Annotated in this window: 23 protein-coding genes; 12 read left to right on the top strand and 11 right to left on the bottom strand. The window is 63.1% G+C overall.

What is annotated here, in order from left to right; genetic code table 11:
• Positions 1-24: 24 nt before the first annotated feature.
• From ACPS74_RS06365 to ACPS74_RS06350, 4 genes are all read left to right on the top strand, one after another.
• Positions 25-1215 carry an acetyl-CoA C-acyltransferase gene (locus tag ACPS74_RS06365; protein WP_029648533.1) on the top strand — a complete coding sequence of 397 codons (1191 nt, stop codon included), beginning with the start codon at positions 25-27 and terminating at the stop codon, positions 1213-1215.
• Positions 1216-1531: 316 nt separating this feature from the next.
• Positions 1532-2641 carry a pyruvate dehydrogenase (acetyl-transferring) E1 component subunit alpha gene (pdhA, locus tag ACPS74_RS06360; protein ID WP_029648534.1) on the top strand — a complete coding sequence of 370 codons (1110 nt, stop codon included), beginning with the start codon at positions 1532-1534 and terminating at the stop codon, positions 2639-2641.
• The gene (locus ACPS74_RS06355; RefSeq protein ID WP_029648535.1) at positions 2634-3614 is read left to right on the top strand and encodes an alpha-ketoacid dehydrogenase subunit beta; all 981 of its coding nucleotides are present in this window, start codon (positions 2634-2636) and stop codon (positions 3612-3614) included. The genes pdhA and ACPS74_RS06355 overlap by 8 nt, the downstream gene beginning before the upstream one ends.
• Positions 3611-4711: a dihydrolipoamide acetyltransferase family protein gene (locus ACPS74_RS06350; protein ID WP_029648536.1), complete on the top strand. Its 1101-nt coding sequence runs from the start codon at positions 3611-3613 to the stop codon at positions 4709-4711. Before ACPS74_RS06355 ends, ACPS74_RS06350 begins: the two co-directional genes overlap by 4 nt.
• A gap of 4 nt (positions 4712-4715) precedes the next feature.
• Here the strand turns inward: ACPS74_RS06350 and maiA are convergent, their stop codons facing one another.
• Positions 4716-5345 carry a maleylacetoacetate isomerase gene (maiA, locus tag ACPS74_RS06345; protein WP_029648537.1) on the bottom strand — a complete coding sequence of 210 codons (630 nt, stop codon included), beginning with the start codon at positions 5343-5345 and terminating at the stop codon, positions 4716-4718.
• A gap of 70 nt (positions 5346-5415) precedes the next feature.
• Between maiA and hppD the strand changes: the two genes are divergently transcribed.
• The 3 genes from hppD to ACPS74_RS06330 are packed head-to-tail and all read left to right on the top strand — an operon-like array spanning position 5416 to position 8833.
• Positions 5416-6513, top strand: coding sequence for a 4-hydroxyphenylpyruvate dioxygenase (hppD, locus tag ACPS74_RS06340; protein WP_029648538.1), 1098 nt, complete (start codon positions 5416-5418; stop codon positions 6511-6513).
• Positions 6514-6515: 2 nt separating this feature from the next.
• Positions 6516-7817 carry a homogentisate 1,2-dioxygenase gene (gene hmgA, locus ACPS74_RS06335; protein ID WP_029648539.1) on the top strand — a complete coding sequence of 434 codons (1302 nt, stop codon included), beginning with the start codon at positions 6516-6518 and terminating at the stop codon, positions 7815-7817.
• Positions 7814-8833: a fumarylacetoacetate hydrolase family protein gene (locus ACPS74_RS06330; protein ID WP_029648540.1), complete on the top strand. Its 1020-nt coding sequence runs from the start codon at positions 7814-7816 to the stop codon at positions 8831-8833. Before hmgA ends, ACPS74_RS06330 begins: the two co-directional genes overlap by 4 nt.
• Here the strand turns inward: ACPS74_RS06330 and phhA are convergent.
• A complete protein-coding gene (gene phhA, locus ACPS74_RS06325) occupies positions 8830-9708 on the bottom strand; it encodes a phenylalanine 4-monooxygenase (protein ID WP_029648541.1) in 879 nt (292 codons plus the stop codon). The two genes, ACPS74_RS06330 and phhA, sit on opposite strands and share 4 nt — an antisense overlap.
• 99 nt (positions 9709-9807) lie before the next feature.
• On the opposite strand from phhA, the gene ACPS74_RS06320 reads away from it, so the two are divergent.
• The 3 genes from ACPS74_RS06320 (at position 9808) to ACPS74_RS06310 (ending at position 13300) form a co-directional block, all read left to right on the top strand.
• Positions 9808-11304, top strand: coding sequence for a CoA-acylating methylmalonate-semialdehyde dehydrogenase (locus ACPS74_RS06320; protein ID WP_029648542.1), 1497 nt, complete (start codon positions 9808-9810; stop codon positions 11302-11304).
• 2 nt (positions 11305-11306) lie between these two features.
• Positions 11307-12182, top strand: coding sequence for a 3-hydroxyisobutyrate dehydrogenase (mmsB, locus tag ACPS74_RS06315; RefSeq protein ID WP_029648543.1), 876 nt, complete (start codon positions 11307-11309; stop codon positions 12180-12182).
• Between the two features lie 110 nt (positions 12183-12292).
• On the top strand, positions 12293-13300 hold the full coding sequence (locus ACPS74_RS06310) for a DUF4331 family protein (protein WP_029648544.1): 1008 nt from the start codon (positions 12293-12295) through the stop codon (positions 13298-13300).
• Positions 13301-13368: 68 nt separating this feature from the next.
• Here ACPS74_RS06310 and ACPS74_RS06305 read toward each other — a convergent pair whose 3' ends face one another.
• The 7 genes from ACPS74_RS06305 to ppsA form a co-directional block, all read right to left on the bottom strand.
• Positions 13369-13908, bottom strand: a complete 540-nt coding sequence (locus ACPS74_RS06305) for a DUF992 domain-containing protein (protein WP_029648545.1) — start codon at positions 13906-13908, stop codon at positions 13369-13371.
• Positions 13909-14100: 192 nt separating this feature from the next.
• Entirely contained in the window at positions 14101-15684 is a 1584-nt protein-coding gene (locus ACPS74_RS06300) for a DHA2 family efflux MFS transporter permease subunit (protein ID WP_029648546.1), read from the bottom strand.
• On the bottom strand, positions 15681-16808 hold the full coding sequence (locus tag ACPS74_RS06295; RefSeq protein ID WP_239754005.1) for an HlyD family secretion protein: 1128 nt from the start codon (positions 16806-16808) through the stop codon (positions 15681-15683). Before ACPS74_RS06295 ends, ACPS74_RS06300 begins: the two co-directional genes overlap by 4 nt.
• A 60-nt stretch (positions 16809-16868) precedes the next feature.
• Complete coding sequence (locus ACPS74_RS06290) at positions 16869-17024, bottom strand: DUF3309 family protein (RefSeq protein WP_036241330.1); 156 nt, start codon at positions 17022-17024, stop codon at positions 16869-16871.
• 239 nt (positions 17025-17263) lie between these two features.
• The gene (locus ACPS74_RS06285; RefSeq protein WP_029648548.1) at positions 17264-17758 is read right to left on the bottom strand and encodes a cupin domain-containing protein; all 495 of its coding nucleotides are present in this window, start codon (positions 17756-17758) and stop codon (positions 17264-17266) included.
• Positions 17759-17923: 165 nt separating this feature from the next.
• Positions 17924-18994 (bottom strand): sodium:proton exchanger, encoded by a 1071-nt coding sequence (locus ACPS74_RS06280; protein WP_029648549.1) that lies wholly within the window; start codon positions 18992-18994, stop codon positions 17924-17926.
• Between the two features lie 105 nt (positions 18995-19099).
• Positions 19100-21571, bottom strand: coding sequence for a phosphoenolpyruvate synthase (ppsA, locus tag ACPS74_RS06275; protein WP_029648550.1), 2472 nt, complete (start codon positions 21569-21571; stop codon positions 19100-19102).
• Positions 21572-21880: 309 nt separating this feature from the next.
• Here ppsA and ACPS74_RS06270 point away from each other — a divergent pair, with 309 nt between their 5' ends.
• On the top strand, positions 21881-22402 hold the full coding sequence (locus ACPS74_RS06270; protein WP_029648551.1) for a hypothetical protein: 522 nt from the start codon (positions 21881-21883) through the stop codon (positions 22400-22402).
• A gap of 163 nt (positions 22403-22565) precedes the next feature.
• On the opposite strand, the gene ACPS74_RS06265 is transcribed toward ACPS74_RS06270, so the two are convergent.
• The gene (locus ACPS74_RS06265; RefSeq protein ID WP_029648552.1) at positions 22566-23111 is read right to left on the bottom strand and encodes a cytochrome c oxidase assembly protein; all 546 of its coding nucleotides are present in this window, start codon (positions 23109-23111) and stop codon (positions 22566-22568) included.
• A 289-nt stretch (positions 23112-23400) separates the two neighbouring features.
• Between ACPS74_RS06265 and ACPS74_RS06260 the strand changes: the two genes are divergently transcribed.
• Positions 23401-23856 carry an MgtC/SapB family protein gene (locus ACPS74_RS06260; protein ID WP_029648553.1) on the top strand — a complete coding sequence of 152 codons (456 nt, stop codon included), beginning with the start codon at positions 23401-23403 and terminating at the stop codon, positions 23854-23856.
• 178 nt (positions 23857-24034) lie between these two features.
• Here the strand turns inward: ACPS74_RS06260 and ACPS74_RS06255 are convergent, their stop codons facing one another.
• Positions 24035-25627 carry a methyltransferase regulatory domain-containing protein gene (locus ACPS74_RS06255; protein ID WP_029648554.1) on the bottom strand — a complete coding sequence of 531 codons (1593 nt, stop codon included), beginning with the start codon at positions 25625-25627 and terminating at the stop codon, positions 24035-24037.
• Between the last annotated feature and the right edge of the window lie 225 nt (positions 25628-25852).

The raw sequence follows: 25852 nt of genomic DNA, 5'->3' as shown, positions 1-25852 counted from the left end.
TCGCCAGCCGATGAGGAGATTGTCATGAGCGCTGCCGCACCGGTCGCCATCGTCGGCGCCGCGCGCACCCCGATCGGCGCGTTTCTGGGAGAATTGAAAGACGTTTCCGCGCCGCAGCTCGGCGCGCACGCCATCGAGGCGGCCGTGACCCGCGCCGGACTTGCGCCGAACGACGTAGATGAAGTGGTCATGGGCTGCGTCCTTTCCGCGGGCATTGGCCAGGCCCCGGCGCGGCAGGCGGCGCTTGGCGCCGGGTTGCCGGAGACGACGGGCGCCGTCACCATCAACAAGATGTGCGGATCTGGAATGAAGGCGGTGATGCTCGCGAGCGACCAACTCGCCGTTGGAGGCGCGCGGGTCGCGGTCGCCGGCGGCATGGAGAGCATGAGCAACGCGCCTTATCTGCTCGATCGAGCGCGCACCGGTTATCGAATGGGACACCGCAAGGTCCTGGATCACATGTTTCTGGATGGTCTCGAGGACGCCTACGAAAAAGGTCGGCTGATGGGCTCCTTCGCGGAGGATTGCGCGACGGAGTATCAATTTACCCGCGAGATCCAGGACCAATATGCGGCGACGTCGCTGGCGCGCGCGCAACGCGCCACGAGCGACGAGTCCTTCGCTCAGGAGATCGCGCCAATAACGCTGGGAAAAGGCGCCAATGCGCGCGCCATCGCCAGCGACGAGCTGCCCGGCAAGGCCAAGGCGCAGGATATCGCCCGCCTGAAACCCGCGTTCAGGGAGGACGGCACGATCACGGCCGCCAACGCCAGCGCGATATCGGACGGCGCGGCCGCGCTCGCCCTGATGCGCGTCGACGAGGCCGAGCGCGCCGGCGCGACGCCGCTCGCCGTCATTCGCGGCTATGTCACGGTCGCAGGGGCGCCGAGCCGCTTTTCCGTCATGCCGATCGAAGCGATTCGCAAACTCCTGAACCGGGTGGGCTGGTCGACGAACGACGTCGACCTCTTTGAGATCAATGAGGCGTTCGCCGTCGTCGCCATGGCGGCGATGCGCGAACTGGACTTGCCGCATGAGAAGGTCAATGTCCGTGGCGGCGCCTGCGCGCTTGGCCATCCGATCGGCGCGTCGGGCGCACGAATCATCGTCACGCTTCTCGCCGCTCTGGAAGCTAAAGGCCTAAAAAGGGGTGTGGCGGCGCTCTGCATCGGCGGCGGAGAAGCGACCGCAATGGCGATCGAGCGGCCGGGCTAGCCCCAGCGCCTCAGTTGCAATGATCTTGCGCAGCCGGTCGGTCGAAAGGTTCATCGCGGCGTCGATAAGAGAAATGCTCGCCGCGAAGGCCACTCTTTCGCCGCCGCCGCCGCGTGCCCGCGGGTCGCCGACAGTGGCACTCGAGCATGTCGACATTGTCAGCGCCCAGCACGGCGGCGCGCGCAGCCGGAATCAGTCAAGCCCGCAGCTGGGGCTCTTTTTCCCGCGCTGCGGCGCCGGGAAATCGCCAAAAAAAATGTCGCAGAGCCGTGACCTCGCCTATCGCCGCGCTAATTCGCTCATCAGGAGCGGGGCGATGGGAAACATTGAGATGGGCTTCGATCTCCATATGGATCTTGTTCAGCTGTTGTCGCCGAGCGGCGAGATCAGCAAGGCGGCCAGCAAGTCGTCAAAGGACATCGAACGACTGGTCCAATTCTATCGCGCGATGACGCGCACCAGAATGTTCGACAACAAGGCGATCAGTCTTCAACGCACCGGTCAGCTGGGCACGTTCGCGTCGGCGCTCGGACAGGAAGCGATCGGCGTCGGGGCGGCCGCGGCGATGGACGAACGCGACGTGCTCGTGCCGTCTTATCGAGATCATGCGGCGCAATTCTATCGCGGCATGGCGATGTCCGAATGTCTGCTCTATTGGGGCGGCGACGAGCGCGGCAGCGATTTCAAGAATGCGCGCGGCGACTTTCCAAACTGCGTCCCCGTCGCCACGCAGGCGCCGCAGGCAGTCGGCGCGGCTTACGCGCTGATGATGCGGAAGGAGGATCGCGTCGTCGTCAGTTTCATTGGCGACGGCGGCACCTCCAATGGCGCCTTTTACGAAGCGTTGAACATGGCGGGGGTTTGGAAAACGCCTGTCGTGTTCATCATCAACAATAATGGCTGGGCGATATCGACGCCGCGGGAACTGGAGAGCGCGGCGGAGACGCTGGCGCAAAAGGGCGTCGCCGCCGGCGTTGAGGGGCGCCAGGTCGACGGCAATGACGTCATTGCGGTTCATGAAGTGGTGCGCCGGGCGATCGACAAGGCGCGATCGGGCGGCGGACCGACGCTGATCGAAGCGCTCACCTATCGGCTTGGCGATCACACCACCGCCGACGACGCATCGCGCTATCGCGATCCTGAAATCGTGCGCGCGCAGTGGACGCGCGAGCCGATCGCTCGACTGCGCGCCTATCTCGTCAGCGAAGGCGCCTGGTCGAAAGAGCAAGAGGCGGAGCTTCACAAGGCGTGTGCGGAAGAGGTCGATCGCGAAGTTGCGGCCTATCTGAACGTCTCGCCGCTGAACTCCAACGCCATGTTCGAACATCTCTACGCAAAGCTCCCGGATACCCTGCAGTGGCAACGCGAAGAAGCGCGCCGATTTGCCCAACGCAGCGCAAATGGCGACGGAAACGGCCATGTCTGAAATCACTCTTGTCGAAGCGGTCAATCTCGCACTTGCGCGCGCAATGAGCGAGGACAAGGACGTCCTCATGCTTGGCGAGGACATCGGCGTCAACGGCGGCGTGTTTCGCGCCACGAACGGCCTGCAGGCGCGGTTCGGGCGCGAGCGCGTCATCGACACGCCCTTGGCGGAAGGCGGCATCGCCGGCGTTGCGGTCGGCATGGCGGCGATGGGGTTGAAGCCCGTCGCCGAAATCCAGTTTTCCGGGTTCATCTATCCGGCCATCGATCAAATCATCAATCACGCGTCCCGCATGCGCAATCGCACGCGCGGGCGCCTGACCTGTCCAATGGTGCTGCGCTCGCCTTGCGGCGCTGGCATTCACGCGCCCGAGCATCATTCCGAAAGTCCGGAGGCGATATTCGCCCACATGCCGGGGCTTCGCGTCGTCGCGCCCTCATCCCCCGCCCGAGCCTACGGGCTGCTTCTGGCGTCTGTGCGCGATCCCGATCCGGTGATCTTTCTCGAGCCGACGCGCCTCTATCGTCTCTTCCGCCAAGAGGTCGAGGACGACGGCGTGGAATTGCCGCTCGACGCCTGCTTCATCCTGCGCGAAGGCGCCGATGCGACGGTGGTCACCTGGGGCGCGATGGTGCCCGAAACGCTCGCCGCCGCCGAAAAGCTTGAAGAAGAGGGCGTGATGATCGAAGTGATCGACGTCGCGACCTTGAAGCCTCTCGATGTGGAAACGATTCTGCGTTCCGTCGAAAAGACCGGACGCTGCGTCATTGTTCACGAGGCGCCGCGCACGGCGGGCTTTGGCGCCGAGGTCGCCGCCGAAATCGCTGAGCGCGCGCTTTATTCGCTGCTCGCTCCGATCAAGCGGGTCACCGGCTATGACGTGATCGTGCCGCTCGCGAAGCTGGAGAAGCAATATATTCCAAGCGTGGACCGGATCGTCGACGGCGTTCGGCAAGTGATGGAGGCGTCATGAACATCTTTCGTCTTCCCGATCTCGGAGAGGGGTTGCAGGAGGCCGAACTCGTCGAATGGCGCGTCGCCGCCGGCGAGGACGTTGCAGTCGATCAGCCGCTCGTGGCCGTTGAAACCGCCAAGGCGGTCGTCGAAATCCCATCGCCTCGGGGGGGCCGCATCGAGCGGCTGTTCGCTTCCGCCGGAGACGTGATCCGCATCGGCGCTCCGCTGGTGGGTTTCGAAGGCGCGGGAGAGGACACGGGGTCAGTGGTCGGCGCCGTTCAGCAGGGGTCCGGGGTTGTCCGCGATCAGCCGATCTCAGTCGGCCATATCGGCGGCGCGGTGCGGGCGACGCCTGCCGTAAGAGCCCTGGCGCGCAAGCTGAACGTCGATCTCGCCATGGTGACGCCCTCCGGCGCGGACGGGTTGATCACCACGCAGGACATCGAGCGCGTCGCGCGCATTCTCAGTGAGACGGAAGCCGCCGAGCCGCTGCGCGGCGTGCGCCGCGCCATGGCCCACAATATGGCGCAGGCGCAGGCGGAGGTCGCGGCGGCCACGATCGTTGACGACGCCGACATCCACGCGTGGGCGGCGGGGACCGACACGACCATCCGCCTGATCCGGGCTCTTGCCCAGGCCTGCAAGGCGGAGCCTGCGCTCAACGCCTGGTTCGAGCCTCACGCCTTCGCGCGTCGCGTGATGAAAAAGATCGACCTTGGCGTCGCCGTGGACCTCTCGGAGGAGGGCCTGTTCGTGCCTGTCTTGCGGGACGTCGGCAATCGCGACGCGCAGGATCTGCGAAAGGGTCTGGACCGCCTGCGGCAGGACGCGGCGGCGCGGCGAATCCCGCCCGAGGAGCTGCGCGGCGCGACGATCACGCTGTCGAATTTCGGCATGATCGCCGGGCGCTACGCCGCCCCGATCGTGCTGCCGCCCACGGTCGCGATCCTCGGCGCCGGCCGAATACGCGACGAAGTTGTCGCTGTCGATGGCGCGCCCGCCGTGCATCGGATTTTGCCTTTGAGCCTGACTTTCGATCACCGCGTCGTCACCGGCGGCGAAGCAGGCCGTTTCCTTGGCGCCGTCATCGCCGATCTAGCGCTCGCGTCTTGAACTCCTATTCGGCGTCCGGCTGCGCCTCTGGACGCGCTTCGATGAAAGCGGGGTGCGCGGCGCAAGCCGCCTCCACGGCAAGGATGCGCGGGCAGGCCTCGAGTGAAACGTCGAAGCGTCGCGCGTTGTAAATCTGCGGAACGAGGCAAATGTCAGCGAGTGAAGGCGCTGCGCCAAAGGCGAAAGGGCCAGGCGCGATCAGCGCCTCGACTGCTGTCAGACCCTCTGCGATCCAGCGCCTGCGCCAAGCGGCGATCTGATCGTCCCTCGCGCCGAATTCCCTTTGCAGCGCCTCGATCACCCGCAGATTGGCGAGCGGATGAATCTCGCAGGCGATCGTCAACGCCGCCGCTCGCGCCTGCGCCGCCAGGACGGGGTCCTTTGGCAAGAGCGGCGGCTCAGGCTTCAGCGCGTCGAGATAGTCGATGATCGCCAGCGACTGGGTAATGAGCGTTCCGTCGTCGAGTTCCAGCGTCGGCACGACGCCTAGCGGGCTCTTCGCGCGATAGCCGGGATCACGCTGTTCGCCGTGCAAGAGATGAACCCGGCGGCGTTCGACCACGAGCCCTTTGAGCGCGATGGCGATCCGCACGCGATAGGCGGCCGACGATCGATAATAGTCGTAAAGGATCATGGGCCTTTAACCGGATCGGGAACGCAATATCTAAATAGCAGGTCAGCCAAAGCTGTATATAGGCCTGCTCATGGACTCGACGCTTGGCGGCGCGGCAACGCCCGCCGAAAACCCGATGGGAACAGACGGATTCGAATTTGTCGAATTCGCGCATCCCGATCCCGCGCAACTCGCCTCGCTGTTCGAGAAAATGGGCTTCGTCGCCGTCGCGCGTCATCGCTCCAAGGACGTGACTCTGTATCGGCAGGGGGAAGTGAATTATGTGCTGAACGCGGAGCCTCACAGCTTCGCCGCCGAATTCCAGAAAGCGCACGGGCCGTCAGTTTGCTGCATCGGCTTCCGCGTCGTTGACGCCGCAAAGGCGATGCGCCGCGCCGTTTCGCTGGGCGCCAAGCCTGTCGCCTTCGGCGTTGGTCCGATGGAGCTGAACATTCCCGCCATCGAAGGCGTCGGAGGTTCGCTCATCTATCTTGTCGACCGTTATGGCGATCAGGGTTCGATCTGGGACATCGACTTTCGGTGGATCGGAGAGCGCGATCCTAGTCCCCCAGGCGTGGGGCTGACCAACATCGACCATCTGACTCACAATGTCCGGCGCGGCCGCATGGACGCGCTCGCGGCATGGTATGAGCGCATCTTCAACTTCCGTGAAATTCGTTACTTCGACATCGAAGGCAAGATGACAGGCTTGCGCTCTCGCGCCATGACGAGCCCCTGCGGCAAAATTCGCATCCCGATCAATGAAAGCGCCGACGAAAAAAGCCAGATCGAGGAATTCTTGGACGCATACAGGGGTGAAGGGATTCAGCACATCGCCTGCGCGTGCCGGGATATTTATGAGACCGTCGTCGCGATGCGCAACAATGGGCTCGATTTCATGCCGGCGCCGCCTGACGCCTATTATGACGCGCTTGAGCATCGGCTTCCTGGCCACGGAGAGCCGACGCAGCGCCTAAAGGATCTCGGCATTCTCGTCGACGGCGTCACGACGGGCGCCCACCGTCTGCTGCTGCAGATTTTCTCGAAGACAGTCATTGGACCCATCTTCTTCGAATTCATTCAGCGCAAGGGCGATGAAGGCTTCGGCGAGGGAAATTTCCGGGCGCTATTTGAATCGATCGAAGAGGATCAGATCCGCCGCGGCGTTTTGAATCGGGCGGCAGGTTAGGCATGTCGCCCACGCGCTATTTGCATGGCTTCGGCAATGAGTTTGAGAGCGAAGCTCTGCCCGGCGCGTTGCCAATGGGGCAGAACTCGCCGCAGCGGTGCCCTTACGGGCTTTACGCCGAACAATTGTCCGGCTCCGCGTTCACCGCGCCGAGCCATCTCAACAAACGCTCCTGGCTCTACCGGATACGACCCTCTGTCCTTCACGTTCGCAACCCCAAGGACATCGAGCAGAGCCACTGGAAAACCGGGCCCTGCCGCGATCTTGACGCGCCGCTCGGGCAGCTGCGCTGGGGCGCAAGCGAGATCCCCGACAATGCGGGCTCTTTCATTGATGGAATGCGCACCATCGTGACGGCGGGCGATTGCAGCCTGAGAGTCGGCATGGCGGCGCATCTCTATCTCGCCGGCCAATCGATGTTCGACGACTATTTCTACAACGCCGATGGCGAGCTGTTGATCGTCCCGCAGTTCGGCGAGCTGCGCATCTTCACCGAGTTCGGCCTCATCGAATGCTCTCCCGGCGAGATTTGCGTTGTTCCGCGCGGCGTGAAATTTCGGGTTGAGCTCTCGGCCGGCCCCTCTCGTGGCTATGTCTGTGAAAACTACGGCGCGCCGTTTACATTGCCTTATCGCGGCGTGATCGGCGCGAATGGACTCGCCAATCCACGCGACTTCTTTTCGCCGACCGCCGCGTTCGAAGACAAGGAAACGCCCTGCCGTCTGAGCGTCAAATGGGGCGGCCGCTTCTATCGCTGTGACCTCGATCATTCGCCGCTTGACGTCGTCGCCTGGCATGGGAATTACGCGCCCTATAAATATGATCTGCGAAAATTCTGTCCGGTCGGCGCCGTGCTGTTCGATCATCCCGATCCATCGATATTTACGGTGCTGACCTCTCCTTCAGACGAAAGCGGCGTAGGCAACGTCGATTTCGCGATTTTCCCGCCGCGTTGGCAAGTCGCGGAACATACGTTCCGGCCTCCCTGGTATCATTTGAACATTATGAGCGAGTTCATGGGTTTGATTTACGGACGCTACGACGCGAAGCCGTCCGGCTTCGAGCCCGGCGGCATGTCGCTGCACAATGCGATGCTGCCGCATGGCCCGGACGCGGAAGCTTTCGAGCAGGCCTCTGAGGCCGATCTTGGCCCAGTGAAGATCGACGACGCTCTCGCCTTTATGTTCGAGTCTCGACTGCCGCTCTATCCAACCTCTTTCGCCATGTCCCTTGACTCCCTTCATCAAGATTACGCGGAGTGCTGGTCGGATTTGCGCCGCAACTTTACTGGCAATGGACCGTGAAGCTCGCATCCCTGAAGAGCCGACGGGACGGCGCTCTCATCCTCGTGTCGCGGGATCTCACGCGGGCTGTCGCGGCGGGCTTCGTCGCGCCCACCCTGCAATCGGCGATCGAAGATTGGGACGCCGTGGCGCCGGAGCTGCGGGCGCTAGCGGCGCGGCTCGAATGCGGACTTCGAGAGAGCTTTCCCTTTCGCGAGCAGGATTGCGCCTCGCCGTTGCCGCGCGCCTATCAATGGGCGGATGGCTCGGCATATGTCAATCATGTCGCGCTCGTTCGCAAGTCGCGCGGCGCCGAGATGCCGGAGAGCTTCTGGAGTGATCCGCTGATGTATCAGGGAGGCTCCGACGTCTTCCTTGGCCCGCGTGACGCCATTCCCCTGCTCGACGAAAAATACGATCTCGATTTAGAAGCCGAAGTTGCGGTCGTCACCGACGATGTTCCGATGGGCGTGACGCCACAGGAGGCGCGTGATCACATCAGGCTCGTCATGCTGGTCAATGACATAACCCTGCGCGGGCTGGTCCCTCCAGAGCTCGCGAAAGGTTTTGGTTTTTTTCAGTCAAAGCCAGCGTCCGCCTTTTCTCCGGTCGCCGTGACGCCTGACGAGCTTGGCGACGCTTGGGACGGCGAGCGGCTGTCGCTGCGGCTGCTGTCCTTCGTCAATGGCGCGCCGCTTGGCCGGCCGGACGCCGGAAAGGATATGACCTTCGACTTTCCGCGTCTCATCGCGCATGCGGCGCGCACGCGCGCGCTTTCCGCCGGCACCATCATCGGCTCCGGCACCATCTCCAACCGGGACGCCGACGGCGGGCCAGGCAGACCGATTGCGCAGGGCGGAGACGGCTACTCATGCATCGCCGAGCAGCGCGTGGTGGAGAAGCTTATCGAAGGCGCGCCGCGCACGCCGTTCCTGAAGGATGGCGATGTGGTGCGCATTGAGATGCGCGCCGCCGATGGGCGCTCGATTTTCGGCGCCATCGAGCAACAGGTGGCCAACTCAGGGCGCCAGCCCTAAGCGCTGCGCTTGGCGCGGGGGTAATGGAAATCGCCGCGCGAGATGATGCGGTCTCCTGGCGCGAGCTCATGCGCCGCCAAATCAGAAGCGTTGCGCAGGCGATCATAGATCGGATCAAAATCCTGATAACCGTCGGCGAGAAGCTTCTCGAAGCTTTCGATGACGAAATATGTCTGCTGGAAATCGCTGATGATGTAATTCGTTCGCATGACGCGTTCGAGGTTGAAGGCGACGCGGTTCGGCGACGAGTCTTCCAGCGAAAAAATCGTCTCCGAAGGCGAGGACATGATTCCGGCCCCGAAAATGCGCAGCCCTTTCGCCGTCTCGATCAGGCCGAACTCAATCGTGTACCAGTAGAGCCGCGCGAGATTGTGGAGCTGCCCGCGCGCGAGCGCCCGTCGGCCGCCCTTGCCATAGGCTTCGAGAAAGCGCGCATACGTCGGATTGGCGAGGAGCGGCACATGCCCGAAGACGTCATGGAAAACGTCGGGCTCCTGCAGATATTCAAGCTCCGACTCGGGGCGAATGAACGCGCCGGCGGGAAAGCGTCGATTGGCGAGATGACCGAAGAAGGCGTCATCGGGAATCAGCCCGGCCACCGGAACGACGCTCCAGCCGGTCATGGCCCCCAATCGGCGGCTCAGATCCGCGAACTCCGGAATGCCGGAGCGCGACAGTTCGAGCTGTTGCTTCGCCGCCAGGAATTCATCGCAGGCCCGTCCGGGCAAGAGCTTCGCCTGGCGGGCGAACAGCCTGTTCCAGCGATCGTGCTCCTCGTCGCTGTAGGAGGCCCAGTTCTGATCGATCGTCCAGTCCGCCTGTCGCGGCGCCTGCGCGTATCGATTCTTGCTTTCGCTCGCGAGCTGCAGTCCCATCGCGGGTGTCCGTCGTGGAAGCCGTCTCTCTTCAACATATAGGCGCGTCGTCTCGACTTGCGAGATGACAACGGCCGGACGCGCCTTAGATGAGCGAACATGGAAGAGCTTTCGCATTTTATCGGCGGACGCCGAGTCAAGGGAAGGTCCGGCCGTTTTACTGACGCCTATGAGCCGATGACGGGAGCGGCGATCTCGCGCGTGCCGCTCGCCAGCCGCGACGAGGTGCGCGAGGCGATCGCCGACGCCGCCGCAGCGCAGCGAGAATGGGCGGCGGTCAATCCGCAGCGCAGAGCCCGTGTGTTGATGAAATTCGTCGATATCGTCGGGCGCGAGAAGGAGAGGCTGGCGGCGATTCTCGCGCGCGAGCACGGAAAGACCCTCGCCGATGCGCAGGGCGAGATCCAGCGCGGCGTCGAAGTCGCCGAATTTTGCATCGGCGTTCCGCATTTGATGAAGGGCGAATTTACCGATTCCGCGGCGGCCGGCCTCGATGTTTATTCGATGCGCCAGCCGCTCGGCGTCGTCGCCGGCATTACGCCTTTCAATTTTCCGGTGATGATTCCGATGTGGAAATTCGCCCCGGCGATCGCCTGCGGCAATTCCTTCATTCTGAAGCCCTCCGAACGCGATCCCGGCGCGCCCTTGTTTCTGGCCGAGCTGATGCTCGAAGCCGGCCTGCCGCCGGGCGTGCTCAATGTCGTCAACGGCGACAAGGAAGCGGTCGACGCGCTGCTCGAAGACCCTGACGTCAAGGCCATCGGCTTCGTCGGTTCGACGCCGGTCGCCGAATATGTCTATGCGCAGGGGGCCGCCCACGGAAAGCGCGTGCAGTGCTTCGGCGGCGCAAAAAACCACATGGTGATCATGCCGGACGCCGACATGGATCAGGCGGTCGACGCCCTCATCGGCGCCGCCTATGGCTCCGGCGGCGAGCGGTGCATGGCCATCTCGGTCGCCGTGCCGGTCGGGGAAGAAACCGCCGACGCGCTGGTCGCTCGGCTCGAACCGCGGGTTGAAAATCTGCGTGTTGGCCCGTCGACCGATCCATCAGCCGATTTTGGTCCGCTGGTCACGCGCGCGCATCTCGAGCGGGTCAAGGACTACGTGGCGCTGGGGGTAGAGGAGGGCGCCAAACTCCGCGTCGACGGACGCGGCTTCAAAATGCAAGGCTATGAGAACGGCTTCTACATGGGCGGATGTCTGTTCGACGAGGTGCGCCCGGAGATGCGGATCTACAAGGAGGAAATCTTCGGCCCGGTGCTGTGCGTGGTGCGCGCGCGCAGCTTCGATGAGGCGCTGTCGCTGGCCAATGATCATGAATATGGCAATGGCGTCGCGATCTATACACGCGACGGCGATGCGGCGCGCGAATTCACCTCCCGCGTCGAAGTCGGCATGGTGGGCGTCAATGTGCCGATCCCGACGCCGTTGGCCTATTACACCTTCGGCGGTTGGAAGCGCTCGATGTTCGGCGATCTCAATCAGCATGGGCCGGACGCCATCCGCTTCTACACGAAGACGAAGACGGTCGCGTCCCGCTGGCCGGGCGGCGTCAGGACGGGCGCGAGTTTCGTCATGCCGACCTTGTCCTAGCCATGATGCGCGCGGCTTTCTTCGGTCTGGGCAACATGGGCCGTCCGATGGCGGCGGCGCTCGCGCGCGCCGGCGTCGAGGCGCGAGGCTTCGATCTCAACGCATCGCTCGTCGAAGCCGCCGCTCGGGAGGGCGTCGTCGCGACGAATTCCTTGCGCGAGGCGATCGAGGGCGCTGACGTTGCGATCACCATGCTGCAAAGCGGCGCTCAGACGCTCGCCGTCTGGCGCGAAATCGCGCCGCAAGCGCGCGGCAAGCTTCTCATCGACTGCTCCACGATCGACGTCGAAAGCGCGCGCGCCGCGCATCGGCTGGCGCAGGAGAGCGGCGCGCTCTCGGTCGACGCGCCGGTGTCGGGCGGCGTCGCCGGCGCGAAAGCGGCGAGTCTGACCTTCATGTGCGGCGGAGCGCAGGAGGCGTTCGCGGCGGCGAAGCCGATCCTCGAACATATGGGCGCGCATGTGCTTCACTGCGGCGGCGCCGGCATGGGGCAGGCGGCGAAAATCTGCAACAATCTCATGCTCGGCGTCACGATGATCGCGACGGCCGAGGCTTTCGTGCTCGCGGAAAGGCTCGGCCTCTCGCACAGGGCGCTGTTCGACGCGGCGTCGATCTCATCGGGCCAGTCCTGGTCGCTCACCACCTATTGCCCCGTGCCGGAGATGACGCCCGCGTCTCCGGCGAACAATGACTACAAACCCGGCTTCATGACCGCCCTGATGCTGAAAGATTTGCGACTCGCGCAGGAAGCCGCCGCGCAGGCTGGCGCGGCCTCGCCCATCGGGGCCGCCGCGACGCAGCTCTATGCGCTGCATCAGTCTGCTGGCCAGGGCGGCGCCGATTTCTCGAGCATCATCAGACTCATTCGCGGCAAATAAAGCGATTTCGAACAATCTTGATGTTGAAACAAACAAGACATAGCGTGCGCCGGCAGGCGCTTGCATCGATCAGCCGCACATTCTCTCCACGTCTTTATAGGAGGCGACACGTGTCGAATCATTTTACCGGCCTCAGTCTCGGTCCGCCGCTTGGCGATCAAAGGTTGGATCTCTGCGATCTCTACGCCTTCCAGTCTCCGAGCGATCCGACTCGGTCGGCGATCATCCTCAACGCCAATCCCGCTTGCGATGAATTTCATCCCGACGCCATCTACCGGCTGAATATCGATAATGACGGAGATTGCCTGACGGACATTGCGATCAGCTATGTGTTCTCGCCCAAGCAAAACGGCAGACAGACCTTCGACGTTTACCTGGCGCGGGGCGCAGAGTCGCATTCTCCCGAACCCGTGGGCGAGAAGATCGTCTCCGGCGCGGAAGTCTCCTTCGGGCCCAAGCCGAACATCGTGTGGGCAGGCGATTTCACCTTCTTCACAGGCGTTCGCAGCGACGCGTTCTTTTTCGACTACGACGGCATTCTCGCCTTGTACGACACGTCCGGCGGCAGAAATTTCACTGCGCCGCATCTTGGCGGCAAGTCTCCCTGGACTGGAAAGGATTCAAACACTGAGGCCAATGTGCTTTCGACGGTCGTCGAAATGCCGACGAGCGCTCTTGGCGGCAATCCGGGGGTCAGAATCTGGGGACGGTGCAGCGTGCGCGAGGACGGCAAGCTGATTCATGCCGATCGCGCCGGCCATCCGTCGGTCAGCAGCTTCTTCAATACCGACGAAACAAAGGAAGAATATAACGCCAGCGAACCCGTCAATGACCGCGCGCGCTGGCTCGAGCTGTTCATCCATCTGATGGGCCATACCGGCGACTATACGAGGGACGACGCGATTACGGCGATCGACGAGCACGGCATTCTACCCGATATGCTCAGCTTCGATCCCACCAAGCCCGCGGGCTATCCCAATGGCCGCACCTTCGCCGACGATGTCATCAATTTCCGGTTGTCCTTTCTCTCGAAGGGCGACATCCCGCCGGATGGCCTCGAGCCGCATACCGACACTCTGAAAGAGTTCCCCTATCTCGGAACGCCGCACGCGAAGTAAATCGCAGGCGCAAAAAAACGGGCGCGCCGCCGGCGCGCCCGTTTGCGGTGCGTTGCGAAGTCGGAGATTTACCGATGGCGGGATTTCTTCGGCTGGGCGGCCGGCGCGGGGGGCGGCGGCGGCGGGGTCACCGGCATATATTGCAGGCTGACATTGCCGATGCCGGCGGAAACATTGAGGCCGGTGCCAAGGGAAACGGACACGGGCTGCAGCGAGATGGTCTTGTTCGAGCCGCCGACAAGGACCGCGCCGCCGGCGCCGGCGCCGACGGCGACCGACCCTTCCGCGCCCACATAGTCTCCGGCAAGCGCGCCAGGCGCCACGCTGTTGGTGGCCGCGAGAACCGTCCAAATCATCTGACCCGGACCGCTGATGCCGATATTGGCGCCGACGTTGGTCAGTCTGCCGATGTAATGCTGGGGCGGGCTGCCTTTAGCGTCCGTATATACGCAGTCGAGCGCCTGATTCTCCATGATGATCATGCCGACGCCGCCGGAAACATGGCAGAGAAGGGTGCCGACTTGCACCGACTGAGCCATGGCGGCGCTGGACGACAGCGCGATGAAAGATATCGCGCACATCGCGCGGCCGAGCGAGAAATGAGACATTATCGACTCCAATTGATGGGTGCGGAACTAAGCCGCGCGGCGGGACTTTAATGGCGAAAAACGCAAAAAGTAACCCCGCCGGGAAACCCTTCGGCAGTCACAGGAATATTTGCGCACAGTCGACCGACCCGATCCGAGGGGGCGCGGGTTTGGCCGGAGCGATCCGGCGCGGAAAAACCAGTCGAGCACGGCTCAATGCGCTGGCGCGGCGTTCGACGCGCCGAGCCGAACTCGGCGCAAGAACCAGGCGAGCGGGATGATCGCCGCTGCGACGAGCGTCAGGACATAGAAAACGTCGATATAGGCGAGATGGGACGCCTGCGTTTGCATCTGCCGGCCAATCCAGACGACAGCCTGCCGCCGCGCCTCCGACGCCGTTCCGCCCAGCGTGAGAAAATGTTCAGTGGCGCGCCGCAGCGCCTCCTGAAACGGAATGCTCGACGGAATCGTATTTTCTGCGAGGCGGTTGAGATGGAACTGTTCTCGGTGCGCGAGCACGTTTTGCGCAAGCGAGACTCCAATCGAGCCGCCGACATTGCGCGCGACATTGATCAGAGCGGACGCCTGATCGGTCTTCTCGGGCGGAAGGCCTTGGTAAGAGGCGGTCGTAATCGGGATGAAAATGAGCGGCAGGCCCATGCCGATGTAGATGCGCGTGCGTGCGAAATACCAGAAGTCGACGTCGCCATAAAGACTCGTGAGATTGTAGATCGATAGAGCGACGATGGCCGCTCCCGCCATGATCAGATATTTTGGCTGCACCAGGCTCGACAGCCGTCCAACGACGATCATCATCGCCATCGTGACGACGCCTCCAGGCGACAGCACCAGTCCAGCGAGAGTCGCCGTATAGCCGAAAGAGAGTTGCAACAGCTGTGGCAGTATTTGCGTCGTCGCGATGAGGACCGCGCCAAGCGCCATCATCACAGCGAAGCAGGCGCCGAACTGCCGCGTGGCGATCATTCGAATGTCGACCACGGGGTTTTCGCGCGTCGCCTCCCAGGGAATCATGAACGCGAAGGCTGCGGCCGAGAGGATGGCGAATCCCACGATGAAGTTCGAGCCAAACCAGTCTTCGCGCTGACCGCGATCGAGCACAACTTCGAGAGAGCCGAGAAACGTCGAAACGAGAAGAAAGCCGACGAGATCGAAGGGCGGCGCGGACGGCCTGCTATCCGGTTCGCGCAGCACGACGGCCACCATCGCAATCGACAAAAGCCCGATGGGCCCGTTGATCAGGAAACACCAGTGCCAGGAATAGTTGTCTGAAAGCCAGCCGCCGAGCGTCGGCCCGATGACAGGAGCAACGACAACCGCGATTCCAAAGAGCGCGAACCCCTGTCCCCGCTTTTCGGGCGGAAAGGCGTCGGCCAAAATCGACTGCGAGACGGGCACCATGCCACCGCCGCCGAGCCCCTGAAGAATTCGAAAGAAAAGCAGCGAACGGATGTCCCAGGCGAAGCCGCACAATATCGAACTTGCGGTGAAAAGCGCGAGACAGATGAGAAAGAACGGCTTTCGGCCGAGCGCTTTCGCCAGATGGCTGCTTGCCGTCAGGATGACCGCGTTTGAGACGAGATAGGTTGTCACCACCCAGGTGGCTTCGTCGGGCGAGACGCCCATGCCGCCGGCGATATAGGGCAGGGCCACATTGGCGATGGTGGTGTCCAGCACTTCCATAAAGGTCGCGACTGAAACGACCACTGCGATCAACCATGGATTGGGGGAGTCCGACGCTCTCCCTGCGGCGGCGGCGACGGTGTTTGCGACGCTCACAATCGGGTTCTCAACCGTTCGTAAATTGAGAGCAGCGGGCGCACGCGAATGCTCGGGACGACCGACATTCCAGGACCCAGCACCACGTCGGAAGGCAAATCGCTAAACGAGATTTTCACCGGCACTCTTTGAACGATCTTGACGTAGTTGCCTGTGGCGTTCTCGGCCGGGAGCAGCGAGAACGCCGTGCCGGACCCTGGCTGAATGCTGACGACGCGGCCCGTGAACTCGCGTTCGGGATAAGCGTCGATGCGCATTTGCACAGGCTGGCCTGGCCGCATGTCGTCGAGCTGCGTTTCCTTGAAGTTCGCGGTCACCCAGATGTTGTCGGGGACGAACATCCCCAGACTTGTGCCGGCCTGCACAAGCTGGCCAACCGCCGCCGTCAAACGAACGACGCGGCCCGGTTCGGCGGCCTTTACGGTCGTGTACGAAAGGTCAAGTCGCGCCTTGTCAACCTGCGCGCTGGCTTGAGCGATCTGCGCCTCCGCAGTTTTGCGCTGCGCCTCGAGCGACTGGACCTGAGCGCGCGTCGCTTGCAGCGTGTCGCTTGCGCGTTCGCGTCGCGCCTGTTCTTGCGCGAGCGCCGACGAGGTTTGCTGCTGACGTTGCACGGTGCCGGTGCCGCGCTGGACAAGCGTGCGAGATCGCGTCGCCTCCTGTTGCGCAAACTGCAGCGCCGCCTGGGACTGATCGACTTGAGCTTCGGAGGCGCTGATCTGCGCGCGCTGCCCAGCGATTTGCGCTTCTAGATTCATCGCGGTCGCTCGCGCCGCGGCGAGTTGAGCCTCCGCCTCAGCAAGCGCAATTCGATAGTCGCGCTGATCAATGCGCGCGATGACATCGCCGGGCGAGACATGCTGATTGTCGGTCACCTCGACCGCGGTGATGTAACCTTTCGCCTTCGGCGAAATCGAGGACTGTCTGGCGTCGACGAACGCGTCGTCGGTCGTCTCGAAACGCGACGCGTAGTCCCAGTAAACAAACCCGGCCACACCCAGTATGATCAGCGCGAGCCCGCCCAAGAGGATGAGCGCTGGGTGACGTCGAACAAATCCGACCCGGGTGGCGGCGCTCGGCGGTTCGAACTCAGATTCTGCCCGGCTGCGTTCAAGCGTCGCCATTCTCGTCTCGGTCATCGCGCCACCCCGCGCACTGTCGCTACGCCGCGCCGGCCCCGAATGCTACAGCCTGCCGACGAGGGCCATCACGAGGACGATTGCGAGCAAGGCGCCGACAATGCCGCCGGGGCCATAGCCCCATCCAGAGCTATAGGGCCAAGTCGGCAGAGCGCCGATGAGCAATAGGAGCAGAACGACGATAAGAACGGTCGAGAGCATGGATGAACTCCGCTTGTCCGCGCGCCAAAATGCACGACAGTTTCAAGCGCAACTCTCGCGCTGAAATTATGTTCCTTGCGCGTCCGATGGCGGGGCGCGCGCAATGGCCCTACTTGCTTTCAGTTGCCCTAGGCCTACGTTTTTACCGAGAGGCGGCCGCTGCCAGCGGTAGCCCTACACGGAACGGCTCGCGACCTCGGATGTAAAGGCGCGAGCCGTTTTCTTTGAAGCGTCTCTGCTCAGCGCACAGGCGTTCCCGCAGGCGCAATATTCAGCCGCGGGTCGTCTTTCGGATCGTAATAGTCGATCTGCCAAGGACCGGCCGCGTTGATCTGGAGCACCGAGTCCTCGTCGACGAAAACATAATGCAGCACGCCCGCGGGCATCGCGATGAAGCTTCCCGCCGGCAGCTTTTCGACCGCGGCGCGGTCGGCCGCCTGCCCTCGACCGAAACTGAATGCGCCGGAAATGATCGTGACGAGCTCGGCCTTGGAATGCGTGTGTGGCGGGACGCGGTAGCCTTTGGGCGCTTTGATCCTGACGACGAAGTCGCCCTCTCGGCTGGGATCTCCGTACAGCACCGCCATTTCGGCGCCGCCCGGCAGCGAACTCGGCGCCGCCTCCCATTGCATGCTCTGCGGAAGAAATGCGCGATGCGCTTCGACTGCGTCGCCCTGAGCCACTCCGCCGCAGGCGAGCGCGCCAGCGACGACGATCGCTATTCTTGTTTTCATGAGTCTCTCCCTCCACCGCGATCAGTCTTCGCGCACGGACGCTAGGCCGCGTCGGCCCGCGGCGCCTTCAGGGGGAGAGATATAGGGCGAGAGCGACTGCGCTCATCCCTTCGCGGCCGAAAAAGCGTAGAATTGAAAAGGCGTCACATTGTCGCCAGGGACAGGCTATCCCCACCAGAAGATCGCCGCGATGATGACGTAAAGACCAACAAGCGCGGCCCCATCAACCATGTCCGCCCGGCCGTCGACGGTGACCACTGTGACGACCAATACTGAAAGAAACAGGGCCGCCGCGAGGATCGGCGGAATGGCGAGCGTGAACGGCGCCGCGCCGCCCATCGCAAAGCTGACGAGCACCAGAATCGGAATAAGCGCGACGGCGACCTGAAGCGCCGAGTTCAGAATGACGCTGACCGCGAGGTCGGCCTTGCCCTGAGCCGCGAGCCGAATCCCGACGACGTTTTCGACGGCGTTGCCGGCGATGGCGACGATCACGAGGCCGGAAAAAGCTTCGCTGACGCCCAGCGTTTCGATCGCCGGACCGAGCGCGTCGACAAACCAGTCCGAGACGAAGGCGGCGGCGGCGCCGCATGCGGCGAGAACGCCGATCGCGGCGCCGAGCGACCATGCATGCACGCGCGCATGAGTCTCAGCCGGCAGCGCGCGCTGGCCCTGGCTGAGCATCGCCTTGGTGAGCACAACAAAAACGAAAAGAAGCACGACTGCGCAGACGACGGCGAGTTCCTGCTCATGCGCGCCGCTCGGCAGGTGTAATTCCTGAGCGAGCGTCGGCAGCACCAGCGCCGACACCGCCAGCAGAAGCAGCGTCGCGATCATTCGCGGCGTCTGACTTTCGAAGTGAAGCACGCCGAGCTTCCAACCGCCGGCGACAAAGGCAAGCCCGAGAACCAAGAGCGCGTTCGACAGAATGGAGCCGATCAGCGACGCCTGCACGACGGTCAGCAGTCCGGCCCGGAGCGCGAAGATGCAGACGAACAGTTCGGGAAGATTGCCGACCGCCGACTGAACAATGCCCGTCGCCGCCGGCGAGAGGTGATTGCCAAGGTGATCGGTGGCTTCGCCGATCACATGCGCGACGCTCGCAAGGGCCAAAGCCGAGGCGATGAAATTTACGATGGGCCCGGCTTCGGTGAAATGCAGCCCCGCGGCGACTCCCACAAGTCCGACTGCTGGAGCCATCGTCGCGAGGACTTTCCCGTAGCCGGCTGCGATCATATTGCTTTCCTTTATTTGGCGACGCGCGCCACAGTCGGTCCACGCCTGGCGCGGGCGCCAAACGTGAACGGCGATCCAGATCAATCTAAGAGATGCGCAGAGTGGTCAATCCGTCTGTCTCGGCCCTCGACCAAGACGCTTCTCCAAATCGACGATGAGTCTTGTGGTCTGCAAAACCGTGTCGGGATTGAGGCTGATCGAATCGATTCCCAAGCGCACGAGAAATTCAGCGATCTCTGGATAATCCGAGGGCGCCTGGCCGCAAATGCCGCTGTGCCGCCCGTTGCGCTTGGCGCCTTCGACCGCCATACGAATGATCTCCTTGACGCCCTCGTCGCGTTCGTCGAAGTCGAAGGCGACGATTTCGGAGTCGCGATCGACGCCGAGCGTCAATTGCGTCAGATCGTTCGAGCCGATCGAAAAACCGTCAAAATGTTTGGAGAATTGATCGATAAGCATGACGTTGTTTGGAATCTCGCACATCACGTAGATCTCGAGCCCGTTCTTGCCGCGTTCGAGACCGAGCTCGCGCATCAGCGAGATGACCTTCTCCGCTTCTTCGATCCGGCGGCAGAAGGGAATCATCAGCTTGATGTTGGTCAGACCCATCTCGTCGCGCACGCGGGTCATTGCGGCGCATTCGAGCGCGAAACCTTCCCGGTAAGCAGGGTGGGCATAGCGCGATGCGCCGCGAAAGCCGATCATCGGATTGGCTTCCTGCATTTCGAAAACCTCGCCGCCGAGCAATGAGGCATATTCATTGCTCTTGAAGTCGGACATGCGCACGACGACAGGCTTTGGATAAAACGCCGCGGCGATCGTGCCGACGCCTTCCGACAGGCGCTTCACGAAGAATTCGCTGGGGCTCGCATAATTTGCGGTCAGCCTCGCAATTTCGGCGCGCTCCCGCTCTCCGAGCCGCTCCGGGTGAACGAGCGCCATTGGGTGCGCCTTGATCGAGTCCGCAATGATGAACTCCATGCGCGCGAGGCCGACGCCGTCGTTCGGCAGCGCCGCAAGGCCGAAGGCGATATCGGGATTGCCGACGTTCATCATCACATGCGTGGCGGGCTTCGTCAGAGTCGACAGGTCGACGCTCTCCACCTCGAATGCGATGGGGCCCTCGTAGACCTTGCCGGCATCGCCCTCGGCGCAGCTCACCGAGATCATGTCGCCGGTGCGAATGAGCCGCGTCGCGGCGTCCGTGCCGACGATTGCCGGAATGCCAAGTTCGCGCGCGACGATCGCCGCATGGCAGGTGCGACCGCCGCGGTTCGTCACGATCGCCGCGGCCGATTTCATCACCGTGCCCCAGTCGGGCGACGTCGTATCGGCGACTAGGATCTCGCCGGGAACGAATGTTGAAAGCTCGCTGGCGTGCTCGATCACGCGCGCCTTGCCGCTGGCGATCTTTGCGCCGACGGCGCGCCCTTCGACTTTCACCGCGCCGTGCTTCGTCACCTTGTAGATTTCAGCGATGTTCCGGTCGCGGCGCGACGCGACGGTTTCAGGGCGGGCCTGAACGATGTAGAGCTGGCCGTCGAGACCATCCTTCGCCCATTCGATGTCCATGGGGCGGCGCGCGCCGGCTTTGGCGCTATAATGGTCCTCGATCTCGATCGCCTGGCCGGCGAGCGTCAGCGCCTCTTCGTCGGAGATGCAGAATTTTTCGCATTCCTTGGCGTCGGTGGGGATGTTGCGCGTCGTCGCCCGGCCCCGATCCGAAAAGACCATCCTGATTTTTTTTGCGCCCAGCGCGCGCTTCAAAATAGCGCGCTTGCCCTGCCGATAGGTGGGCTTGAAGACATAAAATTCGTCGGGGTCGACCGCGCCCTGCACGACGTTTTCGCCAAGGCCGTAGGCGCCGGTGAGGAAGACGACGTCCTCAAATCCGCTTTCGGTGTCGATCGTGAAGATGACGCCGGACGCCGCCAAATCCGAGCGCACCATTTTCATCACGCCGACGGAGTTGAACACTTTGAAGTGATCGAATCCATTGTCGATGCGATAGCGGATGGCGCGGTCGGTGAACAGGCTCGCAAAGCAATGACGGATAGCGTCGAGAACGGCGGCGGGGCCGCGCACATTGAGATAGGTGTCATGTTGTCCGGCGAAACTCGCGCTCGGCAAATCTTCCGCTGTCGCCGACGAGCGCACCGCGACCGTCAAATCGGCTCCATATTCGTCGGTGAGGCGGGCTAGGGCGGCGCGGATTTCGGCCTCGACGTCCGGGGGCGTCGGCGCGCCATAAACGATGTCGCGGGCGCGCGCGGCGCGCTTGGCGAGATCATCGACGTCAGACGGGTCCAATCCCTCGAGCGCCTCTTTTAGCGCGGTCCAGACGCCCGCTGCATCGAGCGAATAGCGATAGGCTTCGGCGGTGACGGCGAAGCCATTGGGCACCTGGATGCCCTTGGCCGTCAGCTCCCGGTACATTTCGCCAAGCGAGGCGTTCTTGCCGCCTACCAGCGGCACGTCGGAGATGTCCACCTCATTGAAAAAACGAATAAATTTCCCGGAAGCCGAATGCGCCGGCTTTGTCTCTTTGGAAATGGTGGCGTCGGCCGTTCTATTCATGACGAGCTCTTTTGGTAAGGGTGCGTGCTGAGGCCCCTGGGCTATTGCGCCATAATTATTACAGCTGCGCGGTGATATTGAGCGCTTACACAGAATTTGTGTGAACGAGGCACGTTTTCAGTCGCATCGACGCTCTTTGTAGCTTAAGCATTGGCCCTTGGAGGCCGATCTGTCCTAGGAAAAACGCTACCCCGCAGGTTATGGTTAAAACTTGACCTAATGGTCGAGATTTGGCCGGATTCTTGTCCATAATGGGAATCTGATTGGACGGCTGGCCCAACCCAGCTCGTGCGATGGCGGGAGGCGTAAATGGATTCGCTGGATCTGGATCAGGTGATGGACGAAATCATCCCGAGAGGGGACAACAGGCCGCCGGCGCCGCCGGCACCGAACTTTCCTGTCCGTCAGCGGCCGCGCGCCACTGACGACGCCACGGCGGCGCTGGATCTCGTGTCCCAGGCCGCCGCGGCGATCAAGGAGCTCGAAAAGCAGTCCGCTCAGGCGGTGGCGCGCGCGCATAGCGCCGCTAATGCGGTGAGAGAGAAGCTGGAGCGCGCCGAAGACCGAGGCGATCGCGCCGAAGCTGCGCTGCGCAAATCCGAGTCGGAAGCCGCCGAACTCTCCGCGGCCCTTATCCAGACGCGAAAAGATCTCGAAGGGGTGCAGTCGCAGCTCGCGGCGCGGCAGGCCGAACTTGCGGCGATGGAGCAGCGCGCGGTCACGGCGGAGAAGCGCGCCAGTGAGGCCGACGCCTCCGTTCAAAGGATCGTCGATGCGATTCGCACGCAGCTGCCCGTCAAAGTCGCCGAACAGGCGAAGCCTGCGGCCTAGAGTCCAAAACTTCGACGACCGAGTGTCGTGATCGGCGCAGGCCGATCCGGCCCGCCTGAGAATTGACTCCAGACGCGCTCGAACTCTTCCCGTTCGCCAGGCGGCCGCGGCGTTTCGTTTGGAAGGCGCTTGGAGTCGCTTTGGCGTTCGGGCATCGCGCGCTCTAGGCCCCGTCCGGGCGATAGGTCCGCGCGCGCGAGGGGTTAGCCTCCATGTCAAGAAGCCACCGCGAGGCGATGAAGATCCCGGAGAGGACATAGCTTGCCGGGCAGACCGCTAGCATCAGCAGACCGGCAAGGCGCTGATCCGCCAACATTGTCTCTGTGGTCGCTCCCCAACTCGCCGCGCTTGTGTCGAGAACGCGCGGCGCGAACACAAGAAGCACGCCGAGGAGGCAGGCGAGCTTTCCGGTGATCGCGAGCGCGGCGACGCCGCGCCAACGCGCGACTCCCGAGTCGCCGAGAATCGCCAGCCAGAACAGCAAAGCGGCCGTCAGCAACGACGCGTGCATCAGGAGATGCGCGGTCGGATGCCGCTCGACATAGGCCGACGCCCCCGGCGCATGCCACGCATAGAGCAGGGCCAGCTGCGCCGCTGTGACAATCGCCAGCGCGCGACCGGTCGCAAGGACCGGAGCCGACGCAAACCTCATCGACCGCACAGCCAAAAAAGGCGCGAGCGCACTCATCAGTATAATGTGCGTCGCCATGTGAGACGCGCGAGGTCCGAGGCCCGGACCCGCGGAAGCGACAAGCCCGACGGCGCACGCGACGATGATCGCGACGGCGATTTTCGCTCGCGAATCTGAGAAGGCCTGGACGCTGGGAGCGCCGTTCGCCGTCGATGCAATCGCCAATTTCGCTCTGCTCATCGCTTCGTTGGTGCGAGTTGCGAATACGGAGCATATCGGCCAGTGCGCCGGTCAATCCAGAGCTTGTGGCGTATTGAAACGTCCGCCTCGTCGCCTACTGTAAGCTTGGGGCGGCAGCGGCTTTGACGTGGACAAATTTCAAATACTTCCCCATCTCGCGGCGCTGGCGGGCGCCTATGCGCTCGCTTTGCCGATCGGCTGGGATCGGGAGCGACAGGAGCGCAGCGCAGGGCTTCGCACCTTTCCGCTCGTCGCTCTTGCCTCCTGCGGATTTGTCCAGGCGGCTGAGCAATATATGGCGAATTCGCCTGACGGCATGGCGAGAATCATCCAAGGCGTCATCACCGGAATTGGTTTCATCGGCGGCGGCGCCATTCTCAAGCAAGGCGCCATGGTTAAAGGAACGGCGACGGCGGCGAGTCTGTGGGCCACAGGCGCTATAGGCGCCTCGGTTGGTCTCGGCAGCTACGACGTTGCGGTCGCGATCGCGATTTTTACTTTTGTGACGCTCAGGGCGATCACGCCGCTCGAGAATACTCTCGTCGATGAAAATTCGCGCGGCAAGGAAGATGAGAGTTCGTAGCCGGACCAGCTGCGCCGGCGGTTTCTCTCCATAAAGCGTAGACGCTAGGCGTGCGCGAATGCGAATGATAAAGCGGAGAGCGCCGCCTCACCGAGGAATCCCGAGATGGCCACTCGCCGCTCCGCCTGATGGCGCAGCCGAGGCGCGGCTGATCCGCCCTCGCCTTTGGAGGCGATCCTCAGGCGAGGAGGCAGGCGTTGCTTTGCAGGTATCCGAGCACGCGATCGACGTGCTCGGCGGCGCAGACGGCGATATCCGCCGGCTCCACCACTGTCTGGCCGGCCCGCTGGAATGTCACACGCCCCGCGTCCGCCGCGGCGATCGTCGCGGCGATCAGGCCGTCGCGGTCATTGCTGCCGTCGAGCAGCGGCGTCACCACCTGGGCGACGACATCGAGCCGAATCGTTTCGTGGCGCAGATTCGCCGAGTGCAACACGCCGGCGGCCGCGTCGGCCCGCAGCATCGGGCAGGCGACAGGCTTCGCTGAAAGCGAGCGCGCCGTGCGGAAAGGCTCCGTCGAGGCGGTTGCGAGTCCGACAAGAACCATGCGCAGCAGCGCGTCGGCGATCCTGGAGCGCATCGCTTCGTCGACAGAAGCGCCGCGCACCTCCATCACCGTGACGAGTTCTTCGATCGAGCTCGAATCTGGCAGCCGCGCGATCAACGCCTCGATGGCCCTGCGAACGTCTACGTCCCGAGTCGAGAACCACGCGCCGGACCCCTCGGCAAAGATCGCCGCGCCGTCTTCTTCGCGCGCAAAGTCGAAATCCGACCGCGCCGTGAAATGTAGCCCCTCAATCGCATCCGGCATGATCCTGCGGACGCATTTGCCTTCCCGCTCTTTATGAATGAGCAGGGTCTGACGGAAGGTCCGGCCGGTGAAAATGTCCATGTGCTGTTCCAGCGACACCTGATTGTCGCCCGCCAGCGCGCGCAGCAGGGGCGCCGCGGCCGGATTCATGTTCTCTGGCATCATTGCCGAAAGCGCCGCCTCGCCGAGATAGGCGAGCCCGCGCCCTCCCGCGCTCGTCATAAATTCCGAGAAACTGCAGGGTTCGTTGCAGTCCTCGAGGAACTCATGGCCGATGTATGAGTCGTCGGCGTTTCTCAGACTATTCGCCTCGGCGCGGAAAATCCGGCCCCAGGTCGTCTCCGCAGGCGTGTTCTGTTCCAGGAAGGACAGCATTTCTCTGGCGCGGGCCACGCGCTCGCTTAGCGAGCCATGCAGGCCGACGTGCAGCGCGAGGGCGTCGCGCAGCGTCTGCCGCAGCCGCCATCCGGGCTGTACATTGTAGCTGATGAAGGCGACTCCGTTCGGCGCGAGATTCTCGCGCGCGATTCGCAGAATCGCGTCGCGCACCTGCTCGGGCACCCAGCTGTAGACGCCGTGGCATATAATATAGTCAAACCCCCCGTCCTTGGACCGAAGGTCCGTCAGACTCTGGCGGCGCAGATTAATGTTGGAGAGGCCAAGGGCGGCGACTCGCTTCTGGCCCTCGTCGATCTGCCGCTGCGAAAGGTCGACGCCCAGAAAATAGGCATCGGGGTGGCGCGCGGCGAGCGGAATGAGATTGCCACCGGCCGCGCATCCGAGTTCAAGCACGCGGGCGCGGGAGAGGTCGGTCGCCGTCAGCTTGAAAATGCGGGCGACCGCGCCCAGTCGCGCCGGATGAGTCTGCGGAAAGGGATGCGAGACATAAGGAAGATCGTCATAGGAAGCGGCGTTGCGCGCAATCGCGGCCTGCACGGCCGTTCCGAAGTGAGTCGTCATAAGCAAGTTTCCGGAGCCCAAAGGAGATTCATTCTCCACTTGGCCCGGCGAATTTGCAATGTCGCGAGATTCGCGTCGCGCTCGTCGGTCGAGAATCGGTTGTTAACCGTCTTCAAACGCGAGAGTCGCTCGTTAACGATATTCGAAGAAGGCAAGCCGCGCGTCAGGAGCCGACCTACGTAGTTCTACGACTCCACATCCATGGTGCGGCGGGTTCAGCCGTTT

This window comes from Methylocystis sp. SB2, assembly GCF_049817085.1.
Lineage (GTDB): Bacteria > Pseudomonadota > Alphaproteobacteria > Rhizobiales > Beijerinckiaceae > Methylocystis > Methylocystis rosea.
Note: the sequence above shows the minus strand (reverse complement) of the source record. Positions and strands in the feature narration are given on the sequence as shown.